Source organism: Aquirufa sp., from assembly GCF_044377215.1.
GTDB lineage: Bacteria > Bacteroidota > Bacteroidia > Cytophagales > Spirosomataceae > Aquirufa.
In genome coordinates, this window is the sequence record NZ_JBILJM010000016.1 from 43,833 (window position 1) to 54,353 (window position 10,521).

9 protein-coding genes and 1 tRNA gene are annotated in these 10,521 nt (G+C 43.8%); 8 read left to right on the forward strand and 2 right to left on the reverse strand.

The features are described from left to right. Positions 1-82: 82 nt before the first annotated feature. From gmd to ACIQ6T_RS06670, 4 genes are all read left to right on the forward strand, one after another. Positions 83-1,156, forward strand: a complete 1,074-nt coding sequence (gmd, locus tag ACIQ6T_RS06655) for a GDP-mannose 4,6-dehydratase (protein ID WP_395785129.1) — start codon at positions 83-85, stop codon at positions 1,154-1,156. A 2-nt stretch (positions 1,157-1,158) separates the two neighbouring features. Further along, entirely contained in the window at positions 1,159-2,412 is a 1,254-nt protein-coding gene (locus ACIQ6T_RS06660; RefSeq protein ID WP_395785130.1) for a nucleotide sugar dehydrogenase, read from the forward strand. A 3-nt stretch (positions 2,413-2,415) separates the two neighbouring features. Then, positions 2,416-2,898 (forward strand): UpxY family transcription antiterminator, encoded by a 483-nt coding sequence (locus ACIQ6T_RS06665; RefSeq protein WP_395785131.1) that lies wholly within the window; start codon positions 2,416-2,418, stop codon positions 2,896-2,898. 160 nt (positions 2,899-3,058) lie between these two features. Next, positions 3,059-4,501 (forward strand): capsule assembly Wzi family protein, encoded by a 1,443-nt coding sequence (locus ACIQ6T_RS06670; RefSeq protein WP_395785132.1) that lies wholly within the window; start codon positions 3,059-3,061, stop codon positions 4,499-4,501. Position 4,502: 1 nt separating this feature from the next. Here the strand turns inward: ACIQ6T_RS06670 and ACIQ6T_RS06675 are convergent, their stop codons facing one another. After that, a complete protein-coding gene (locus ACIQ6T_RS06675) occupies positions 4,503-5,738 on the reverse strand; it encodes a nucleoside recognition domain-containing protein (protein ID WP_395785133.1) in 1,236 nt (411 codons plus the stop codon). 46 nt (positions 5,739-5,784) lie between these two features. On the opposite strand from ACIQ6T_RS06675, the gene ACIQ6T_RS06680 reads away from it, so the two are divergent. The 4 genes from ACIQ6T_RS06680 to ACIQ6T_RS06695 all read left to right on the forward strand — a co-directional run bounded on the left by ACIQ6T_RS06680 (position 5,785) and on the right by ACIQ6T_RS06695 (position 9,641). Continuing rightward, a complete protein-coding gene (locus ACIQ6T_RS06680) occupies positions 5,785-6,453 on the forward strand; it encodes a M15 family metallopeptidase (protein ID WP_395785134.1) in 669 nt (222 codons plus the stop codon). Positions 6,454-6,545: 92 nt separating this feature from the next. Continuing rightward, on the forward strand, positions 6,546-8,000 hold the full coding sequence (locus ACIQ6T_RS06685) for a TolC family protein (protein WP_395785135.1): 1,455 nt from the start codon (positions 6,546-6,548) through the stop codon (positions 7,998-8,000). Positions 8,001-8,111: 111 nt separating this feature from the next. Next, positions 8,112-9,491: an efflux RND transporter periplasmic adaptor subunit gene (locus ACIQ6T_RS06690; protein WP_395785136.1), complete on the forward strand. Its 1,380-nt coding sequence runs from the start codon at positions 8,112-8,114 to the stop codon at positions 9,489-9,491. A 76-nt stretch (positions 9,492-9,567) separates the two neighbouring features. After that, positions 9,568-9,641, forward strand: a tRNA-Asn gene (locus ACIQ6T_RS06695). A gap of 155 nt (positions 9,642-9,796) precedes the next feature. Here the strand turns inward: ACIQ6T_RS06695 and ACIQ6T_RS06700 are convergent. Beyond that, positions 9,797-10,477, reverse strand: coding sequence for an ATP-binding cassette domain-containing protein (locus tag ACIQ6T_RS06700; RefSeq protein ID WP_395785137.1), 681 nt, complete (start codon positions 10,475-10,477; stop codon positions 9,797-9,799). Between the last annotated feature and the right edge of the window lie 44 nt (positions 10,478-10,521).

Here is a 10,521-nt window from a genome sequence, read left to right on the forward strand (position 1 = left end):
AAATTGGGGGAAGCTCTGCCAAAATTTTCGTAATTTTGAAGCTTGTATTTACAGGCCCGAAAGGTCATTTATTTAATTCAGTATGTCACAGAACAAGAAAGTTGCGTTAGTTACCGGGATTACCGGACAGGATGGTGCTTATTTAGCCGAGTTATTATTGAGTAAAGGATATGTGGTGCACGGCATCAAACGCAGAAGCTCTTTGATCAATACGCAACGCATTGATCATTTATATGCGGATCCACATGTGGCGTCCAACTTCCATTTGCATTATGGTGATTTAAGTGATTCGACGAATATCATCCGCATTATTCAGGATGTGCAGCCGGATGAGATTTATAATTTAGGTGCGATGTCCCACGTAAAAGTATCGTTTGACGAGCCAGAGTACACGGCACAGGTGGACGGAATCGGGACTTTGCGTATTTTAGAAGCGGTTCGTTTATTGGGCTTAATAAAGAAAACCAAAATTTACCAAGCATCTACGTCTGAGCTTTACGGCTTAGTGCAAGAGGTTCCCCAATCAGAAAAAACACCGTTTTATCCTCGTTCGCCGTATGCGGTGGCGAAGATGTATGGTTTCTGGATTACGGTCAACTACCGTGAGGCGTATGACATGTTTGCCGTGAATGGAATTTTGTTTAATCACGAATCGCCTTTACGTGGCGAGACGTTTGTAACGCGTAAAATTACCCGGGGTGTTTCGCAAATTGCGTTAGGCCAATTGGACAAAATATATTTAGGAAATTTAGATGCGAAGCGTGACTGGGGCCATGCCAAAGATTACGTCGAAGCGATGTGGTTAATCTTACAACAAGAAAAGCCAGAGGATTTTGTGATTGCAACAGGAATTACAACGACTGTGCGCGATTTCATTAAAATGGCCTTTTCGGAGGTTGGGATCGAGGTTGCATTCAGCGGCGAAGGCGTAAACGAAGTGGCGAAAATTGCGAAGTGCAACAACCCATTATATCAAGTAGCCGTTGGAACCGAAGTTGTGGCGGTAGACCCGCGTTATTTCCGCCCTACGGAAGTGGAGCTTTTGATTGGAGACCCAACGAAAGCGAAGGAGAAATTAGGCTGGAAATTGAAGTATGACTTGCCGGCTTTGGTGAAGGATATGATGCAGTCTGACGTGAAATTATTTACGAAGTAAAAATGAATCCATCCATTGCGATTATTGGTTTGGGCTACGTGGGGTTCCCGTTGGCAGTGGAGTTTGGAAAGCTATATCCAACGCTTGGATTTGATATTGATGCGTCACGCATAGCCGAGTTAAACCGAGGTTATGACCGTACGCAAGAAGTAAGCGATGCGCAGTTAAAGGCTTCGACCCAACTCTGGTTTTCGTCGGAGCGCGGCGATCTAGCTTCATGCAATACGTTTATTGTCACGGTTCCTACACCGATTGACCACTTCAAAAAACCCGACTTAAGCCCCTTATTAAAGGCCTCCGAGATGATCGGAAAGGCGCTGAAAAAAGGCGATGTGGTTATTTATGAATCGACTGTTTATCCGGGTTGTACTGAGGAAGACTGTGTGCCGGTGCTTGAAAAACACTCGGGATTGACATTTAATGTGGACTTTTTCTGTGGGTATTCGCCTGAGCGAATTAATCCGGGCGACAAGGTAAACACCTTGACGAAAATCAAAAAAGTAACGTCAGGTTCTACACCTGAAATTGCGGAGTGGGTGGATCAATTGTATCGATCGATTATTATCGCAGGTACGCACAAGGCGTCTTCGATAAAAGTAGCCGAGGCGAGTAAGGCGATTGAAAATGCCCAACGTGACGTGAATATTTCGTTTGTGAATGAGCTTGCGCTGATCTTTGATCGCATGGGCATTGATACCACCGAAGTACTCGAGGCGGCTGGTACCAAATGGAATTTCTTGAATTTTAAACCCGGTTTAGTAGGCGGTCATTGCATTGGTGTGGATCCATATTATTTATTGCACAAATCGGAAAGTTTGGGTTATTATCCGCAGGTTATTTTATCTGGCCGACGGGTAAATGACAACATGGGTATTTTTGTGGCGAATAAGTTGGTGAAATTATTGATTCAAAAAGGTAAGAAAATAGGTGGTGCGCGGACATTGATGTTGGGCATAACTTTCAAGGAAAATTGCCCTGACATACGCAACTCCCGCGTGGTGGATATTTACCATGAATTGCGCGATTTTGGCATGGAAGTGGACGTCTATGATCCGTGGGCGAATGCGGCTGAGGTGAAGCATGAGCATGGCATTGATTTGGTTTCCGAGCCGGGTTCGGGTTATGATGCCATTGTTTTGACGGTTGCCCATCACGAGTTTTTGAATTTACCTTATGCCCAATTAAAGCAGGCAGACGGCATTATTTTCGATATCAAATCGGTTCTCGATAAATCTTTAGTAGACGCTAGATTATAAGCTATGGCATGGTTTGCGGTATATACGAAATCTCGTATGGAGAAGAAGGTGGCTTTACGTTTGCAGGAGGCGGGTATTGAAGCCTATTGTCCGGTAAGCAAAAAGCGCAAGCAGTGGTCGGACCGTAAAAAATGGGTCGAGGAGCCACTATTTCGTTCCTATGTTTTTGTAAACATTGATTTAGCCAAACAGAGTCCAATTGTCCGTCGGACGCTTGGGGTGGTCAATTTTTTATATTGGTTGGGCAAGCCGGCTGTCATTCAGGACGCGGAGATTTTGGCGATCCAACAGTTTTTATCGGATCATTTGGAGGTTGAGTCTATAGGGAATTCGGTTCAAGTGGGTGATTTTATCACCATTGATACAGGTGCCCTGAAAGGCCAAACCGCTAAAGTTGTGGGCATTAAAAACAAACACGAGGTGCGGTTGAGGATTGATAGTTTGGGGTATGAGCTGGTGGCGAAGATAGATAATAGTGGTCAGTAGCCAGTGGACAGTAGTCAGCGAGTAGCTTTAATATTTTTTCAGGATTATATAAGGTGTGTATTTATCAAATACTGTCCACTGACTACTGACCACTGGCTACTTACGACTGATTTCTTTCTTATCTCTTCTTTTCGTATTTTGCAGCCCAAACCCAGATTCTATGCGTTTTCGCGCGATCATTCTTTTTAGTTTAGTGGCTTTACGTCTTTTGGGGCAAGAAAATACGGCACCTACGATTCTAGTGGGTGGCGGCGTTACAAGTGGTTCATATACTCCTTTTTGGTTGCGCGCGAATCAGTATGGCGCTGTTCCTACGGAAGAAAGCTATGGTACGGTTGGGTTTGAAACGCGCGGAAAAGTGGTGTTGAGTAAGCGGGCCGACTGGAGTTATGGGGTTGCAGCGCGGGTTAATTTGGCCGAAACAAAAGCGGATCCGATGATTCAGGAAGCATATGTGACGGGACGCTATGGTATATTCGAAATGCAGCTTGGACGCAAGCGCCAATTGCAAGGTTTAATGGACTCGACACTTAGCTCAGGGTCATATATCTGGTCGGGGAACGCCCTGCCGATGCCATCGATCAATTTAGTTGTCAAAAATTTCTGGGCACCTGCGTTTTTGAAGGATGTCGTAGGCTTTAAAGGAAACTATTCCCACGGCTGGTTTGAGAATAGTCGGGCCGATGTACGCGACTTTTATTTGCATCAAAAATCATTTTATGGCCGCTTAGGAAAGCCTAATTGGATGTTTAAATTCTACGGTGGATTCAACCATCAAGTTCAGTGGGGCGGCGTTTTGAAGTATGCAGATCCCTATAATATTTCAGCAAAAAATGGCCGCATTGCCACAGGCACCAAGGAATATTTATACATGATTACGGGCCAAAGCATTAACCGCGTCAAGGAAGGCGGAGATACCGCAACGTATGGTGTTAATGATGGTTGGAATCGCTTAGGTAACCATTTGGGTACCGTTGATTTGGGTATGGAAGTGGAGCTTTCTGTTGGAAAACTATTCATGTATCGTCAATCCATTTATGAAGATGGATCGCTGTATTATTTAAACAACATCACCGACGGGTTACATGGAATCTCGTATGCGGGTTCGTCCAAAAAAGGTATCGTAAGAGTTGTTGTGGAGTATTTAAATACGGCATCTCAAGGCGGAAATGTGTTTACTAACTCCAGTGTTTTGCGGGGTTTTGACAACTATCTGAATAATGGAGTATACAATTCAGGCTGGACCTATTTCGGTAAGGGCATGGGAACGCCGATGTTGACCTTAGATTCAGAGACAGATTTATCGCCCACGAAGAATGTGTCATATGACAATAACCGCGTAGAGGCGTATTATATTGGTATTGAAGGTTTGTTTGGGCAGAATTCGGTGACTTTCCGCGGTTCAATGTCGAATGCGATTGGTTATTTTGGTAGCGAATTCGTTCCCGTAAAACGGCAATATGCTGTTGGCCTTTTTTGGTCGCGCCCAATCCAAGTCATGGGCCAAGAGGCTTTCTTGAAAGCGAACCTAGGTTTTGATACCGGATCATGGAAGAAAGACGTGGTAGGCGGCAATGTTACGTTGGCCTTACCGCTTCCGTAAACTATCCAAAGAACAAGTAACTCACCATAATCGCCGTGACGATTCCCACAAAATCTGCGGCTAATCCAGCCCAAAGCGTGTAGCGAATATTCCGCACCTGTACGGATCCAAAGTAAAGTGCGACAACATACAAGACTGTTTCGGCTGAACCTTGGAATACGCAAGAGAGGCGGCCAACAAACGAATCCGATCCGAAGGTTTTCATCGTGTCAATCATCATGGCGCGCGAACCACTGCCGCTAATCGGATGCAATAAGGCGGTAGGCATTGCGTCTACCCAACGGTTGTCGATGCCCGACATGTCCACTAGATATTTGATTCCATCCACAATAAAGCCTAAAACGCCCGAATTTCGTAAGCATGAAATGGCCACCAACATCCCCACGAGGTAGGGAATGATTTTGACGGAGGTTTCGAAACCGCCTTTGGCACCCTCGACAAACGTCCCGAAAATATCAATTTTCTTGCGCATGGCAGCGGCGATGAATGCGAAGATTAACAAGAATAAAATGCCGTTCGAAATCACTTTGGATTGCATTTCGATGGCCTCTTTGGGAAGGCTGCTAAAGTACCATAAGATACCGCCTAAGAGTCCGGTTATTCCAGCTAGCCAGGTCAGGAGTACGGGTTCGAATAGGTTGATTTTTTGTTTTATGGCTACGATGATTAGTCCGGTTATTGTGGTGGCATAGGTTGCCATTAGGCATGGAATAAAGATATCGGAGGCATCTTGGGCTCCGTAGATAGCGCGTTGCGCCATGATGCTCAAGGGAATTAAAACGGGTCCTGCGGAATGCAAGACGAGGAACATGATTTGTGCGTTCGAAGCGGTCTCTTTTACGGGATTAATTTCCTGTAAACTTTGCATGGCCTTCAGGCCAAAAGGCGTCGCTGCGTTATCTAGCCCCAGTAAATTGGCCGAAAAATTCATAATCATTTGACCGTGAACGGGATGATCTTTGGGGATTTCTGGGAAGAGGCGGGTAAAGAAAGGACCGATTCGGCGCGCAAGAAATTGAATGGCTCCGGCGCGTTCGCCCACTTGTAAAATACCCATGAAAAAGGTCATGACGCCGGCGAGTGGAAGTGCGATTTTCATTACGGCGATTTCGGCAGAATCAAACATGCCATCGACAAGGATTTTGAATATATCGGTATTGCCAAAAAAGACGAATTGAATAAGCGCAACAACAAATGCTACACCAAAGAATAGAAACCAAATCCAATTTAATGCCATAGGGTCGAGGAAATTTGGCTAAATTTAGGGAAAATCTTTGGTTCTTATGCGTCTATTCTGGGTTCTATGCTTGTTGTCGGTTCGTGTATTTGGTCAAAATCCTTGCTCATTTGAGCAGGAAATGCAAAAGCAAGGTTTGCTTGAAGTTCGGGCACATATTCCGGAGGTGCTGGTGGAATTAAAATATGCGACGACTGATAATTTTATGGGCAAGGACGTATACGGATGTCTAAAACGGGCCTTTTTGCAGCCAGAGGTGGTTACGAAATTAAAACGCGCGCAAGCGCACTTATCCAAAGCCCATCCAGGGTATCGCTTGTTGATTTACGATGCGGCGCGTCCGCTGTCTAAGCAGTGGGAATTGTGGAATACCTTAACGAAATATCCCCCAAGTGAGCGGCAAAAATATGTGGCGGATCCGCGCGAACACTCCATTCATAACTATGGTTCGGCGATTGATTTAACTGTCGCTGATGTGTCAGGTAAACCACTTGACATGGGTACGCCGTATGATTTTTTTGGTGAGTTAGCGTATCCTTCGCGTGAAAAGGAGCTTTTGGCTTCTGGTAAATTAAGCCAAAGGGCGTATCAAAATCGGCTTATCTTGCGAGATGCTATGGTATCTGCGGGGTTTATGCGGATTGAATTTGAGTGGTGGCATTTCAATGCTTTTTCTAGAAGTGAGGCGAAGCGGCGCTACCAGGTGGTGCGGTAAATATTCGGTTTATCCGTAGCTCTTGCCGTTTATCCAAAAATCACTTTTTGCCAAAAAGCTTTTAGCTAAATTTGCAAACTTAATTGAAATAGATGCGTACTAGAAAATACATCATGCTTGCTTCGGTGTTGCTTGGATCCTTTGGGGGATTTGCGCAAACTGCGATTCAAGGAAATGCACAGGTGGTGCACTTGTCGTTGACACAAGCGGTTGAGATCGCGTTGTTGCATAATTTAAATGTTAAATCGTTTGAGATTAGTTTGAAGAATGCGGAGCTGACGTATCAGCAATCGCGATTTAATCAATTGCCTTCGTTGGGCGGAAATGTTAATCAGGCAGCCAGTTTTGGTCGTTCGTTAAATCCATTTACGAACGGATTTGATTCGCGGAACATCAACTATAATAATGTCGGCTTGAATTCAAACCTGACGCTATTTAATGGCGGGGCACTCAAAAATACGATTGCTCAAAATGAGTTTACGCTGAAGGCGACTCAGGAGGATTTGGCATCGATTCGGGAGAACATTTCGTTGCAGGTGGTACTGGCGTATTTGGCTATTTTAAACGCCGAAGATCAGTTGGCGATCGCTAATACCCAATCTCAAATCACCAAATTACAAATAGAGCGTACGCAAAAATTAGTAAATGCGGGATCCTTATCGATCACGAGTTTATTGGATTTGAAGGCACAATTGGCGAATGAGGAATCAAATGTCGTTTCGTTTCAAAGTACGTTGGACATTAATAAATTAACGCTATTGCAGTTATTAAATGACTCGAGTATTCAGGCGTTTGATTTGGCGCGCATTCAGGTTCCGGTACCTTCTTCGAAGGGGTATGAGGTTCCGCTGAATGACATATATGCGAAAGCGGTAACGTTACAGCCTTTGGTTCGTGCCGCTGATTTTCGGGTGCAGAGTGCATCGCGCAGTGTTTCGGTGGCGAAAGCATTTCGATTGCCTATATTATCATTAAATGGAAGCTGGTCGGCGAATCAATCGAACGCGTTGCGCACGGTGGAATTGTTGGGCACGCAGACTGTTAATTTAGGTTCGGTATCGATTGGGGGGCAGTCGTATCCCGTATCTACGGTACAGCCAAAATTTGGCTCTGGGGCTACGGTGGGATATTTTGATCAGTTGAATAATACCCAAAACAAGGTCGTTTCGTTGAATTTGAATATTCCAATTTTTGCCAAGTATGCGAATCGGACGCGGGTTTTGCAGGCGGGCTTACAGCAGCGGAATGCGGAGATTGAGGCGGATCGGGCGCGTTTGACATTGCGTCAAAACATTGAGCAGGCGTATGTGAATATGTTGAATGCGGCGAAGCGGTATGAAGCGGGTGCTGTTCAGGTTGCGGCTTTAGAGGAAAGTTTTCGTGCGTCTGAGAGCAGGTTTTCTGCGGGAACGATTGATTTTGTGAATTACAATTTACAGAAGACGAATTTGGATAAGGCGCGCTTGAGTTTGGTACAGGTTAAATATGACTATGTATTCCGGACGAAGATTTTAGATTTTTATCAAGGAAAAAGTTTAACATTTTAGACGTTACTGTAGAGACGCGATACTTCGCGTCTAGTTACGAATAGATTATAATTTAACTAAAGACGCGAGGTGTCGCGTCTCTACAATTTGGAGTGAATAACAAGTAAGCATATGAAAGGTAAAAAAACATGGTATATCATCGGAGCTGCGGTGGTGTTAATTTTCGGGGGCTTGGGTCTTGCGAAGAAGATGGAGTGGATTGGTAAGGTAGAGCCTACGGAGGTAGAGTTTGCGCAGGTGGTGCGGGGGACAATTGTGGAGAAGGTTTCTGCATCGGGAAAAATTCAGCCGGAGGTTGAGGTGAAGGTTTCTCCGGATGTATCGGGTGAGATTGTCTCATTGAATGTTGCGGAGGGAGATTCGGTGGTTGCTGGTCAGGAAATATTGAAAATTCGTCCTGATAATTATGTGTCTTTATTGGCGCGTGCGGAAGCGCAAGTAAATGCACAGAAAGCGGGTTCGGAGCAGAGCAAGGCGGTATTGGCGCAGAGTGAGGCGCGTTTAAGTAAGGCAAAGATTGACTTTGATCGGAATGATCGTTTGCATAGGGACAAGGTGATTTCGGATTCAGATTTCGATCAGTTCCAGTCGGCCTATTTAGTTGCCAAACAAGATTTAGAAGCGGCGAAAGCGAATGTGAAGGCGGCTAATTTTAATGTTAAATCGGCAGAAGCGGCATTTAAAGAGGCTAAAACCAATTTGACAAAAACTACAATTTACGCACCACAGAGTGGGATTATTTCGAAGCTGAATGTGGAGCTTGGTGAGCGTGTGGTAGGAACTTCACAGATGGCGGGAACGGAGATGTTGCGTATTGCGAATTTGAATAACATGGAGGTTCGGGTTAATGTGAATGAGAATGACATTACGCGGGTGAGTTTGGGCGATACGGTGATGATTGACGTGGATGCATTTTCGTCTTCTGATCGCAAGTTTATGGGTGTCGTTTATGAGGTAGCTAGTTCGGCAAACTCGTCGGGAACGGCTGCTTCGGTATCGAATGATGCGGTGACGGAGTTTGAGGTTAAGATTCGTGTCTTACGTAGTTCGTATGCGGATTTGATTCAAGGTAAATTATCGTATCCGTTGAAGCCGGGAATGACGGCATCTGTAGAGATTTTAACGAATCGTAAGTCTAATATTTTGACGGTACCATTGGCATCTGTAACGACTCGTGAGCTTGGTGCTGAGAAAAAGTTGGAAGGCGAAAAGCCTTCAGATGGTGGTGCGGCAGTAACGACTCAGAACGATGTTAATACGGCTCGTAAACGCAAGGAAAACATCCGAGAGGTGGTGTTTGTCGAGGAAAAAGGCAAGGTGAAGCAAGTTGAGGTGAAGACGGGTATTTCGGATTTTGAGCAGATTGAAATTGTTTCGGGGTTGAAGGAAGGCCAACAGATCATTTCGGGTCCTTATGCGACGGTAGCTAAGAAGCTGAATGCGGGAGACTTAGTGAAGAAGAAGGAAGAAAAGAAGAAGGCCGACAAATAAAATCAAAAAAAACAGGGGGCTACCTTGCATATATTGATTTAGCCCCCTATTTTTGCAGTCCCAATAGGAACAGTATTCCTTCTTAGCTCAGTTGGTTAGAGCACATGACTGTTAATCATGGGGTCCCTGGTTCGAGCCCAGGAGAGGGAGCACAAATCAAAAAGAGGTCATTTCGACCTCTTTTTTTGTTTAAAAACCACTCTATCTTTCTTAAAATAGACATTTTTTGTGATTGCAACTTTTTATACTTTTTAATCATAGGTTTAAGATAAAGTTGCAACCCAAAGTCATTTTTAGCTTAGATTTTAATGAAGGCCTAATTTTTCAATTCTATTTCCAACGGTCATTTGTTTCATTTCCGTTTCTAGCGATTGAAAGTCTTCTCTTTGAACTGATTTTACAATACTTCCTTCACTTAGCAAATTGATTTCGTCGCACGTATCACTTAGGGTGGAGAAAATATGAGATGATATAATAACAGTCTTTCCAAGCTTTTTTAAGGTATGAATAATCTCTGTTAAGAGGATGTTACTTTCTATGTCAACTCCGTTAAAAGGCTCGTCAAGTATAAAGTATTCATTACGCTGCAATAAAATGGCTGTTAATGCTAACTTCTTCTTCATTCCTGTTGAATATGTCGTTGCATATTGGTTTAATGGTAAGTCAAAGATGTTTCTATTTTCAATATCATTTATAGGCATCTTCCTCGCATTACAAAGCAATTGGATATACTCTTTCCCTGTAATTTTTTCAAAAAAGAACGGCTCTGTAAGTAATAAGCCAAGATGATTTTTTAGTGGATTGTGGCTAGAATTTATAATTCCGTCATACTTTTCTAATCCTGCTATACACCGAAATAGAGATGTTTTTCCAGCCCCATTTTTACCTACAATCCCATAAACTTTTCCTTCATCAAATTCGATATTGATATTTTTTAGAATAGTATGATTTCCATAACTCATCGTTAAATCTTGAATTGTTATCATTTCAATATGTTTTTAAGACGTTTTTCGGCTTTATAAAATAAGAT

What these genes read in the sequence shown, in the direction of transcription:
- ACIQ6T_RS06685 (WP_395785135.1), top strand. Translation starts at nt 6,546, where the DNA reads ATGCGTACTAGAAAATACATCATGCTTGCTTCGGTGTTGCTTGGATCC.
- ACIQ6T_RS06680 (WP_395785134.1), top strand. Translation starts at nt 5,785, where the DNA reads ATGCGTCTATTCTGGGTTCTATGCTTGTTGTCGGTTCGTGTATTTGGT.
- ACIQ6T_RS06675 (WP_395785133.1), bottom strand. Translation starts at nt 5,738, where the DNA reads ATGGCATTAAATTGGATTTGGTTTCTATTCTTTGGTGTAGCATTTGTT.
- ACIQ6T_RS06670 (WP_395785132.1), top strand. Translation starts at nt 3,059, where the DNA reads ATGCGTTTTCGCGCGATCATTCTTTTTAGTTTAGTGGCTTTACGTCTT.
- ACIQ6T_RS06700 (WP_395785137.1), bottom strand. Translation starts at nt 10,477, where the DNA reads ATGATAACAATTCAAGATTTAACGATGAGTTATGGAAATCATACTATT.
- ACIQ6T_RS06660 (WP_395785130.1), top strand. Translation starts at nt 1,159, where the DNA reads ATGAATCCATCCATTGCGATTATTGGTTTGGGCTACGTGGGGTTCCCG.
- ACIQ6T_RS06665 (WP_395785131.1), top strand. Translation starts at nt 2,416, where the DNA reads ATGGCATGGTTTGCGGTATATACGAAATCTCGTATGGAGAAGAAGGTG.
- ACIQ6T_RS06690 (WP_395785136.1), top strand. Translation starts at nt 8,112, where the DNA reads ATGAAAGGTAAAAAAACATGGTATATCATCGGAGCTGCGGTGGTGTTA.
- gmd (WP_395785129.1), top strand. Translation starts at nt 83, where the DNA reads ATGTCACAGAACAAGAAAGTTGCGTTAGTTACCGGGATTACCGGACAG.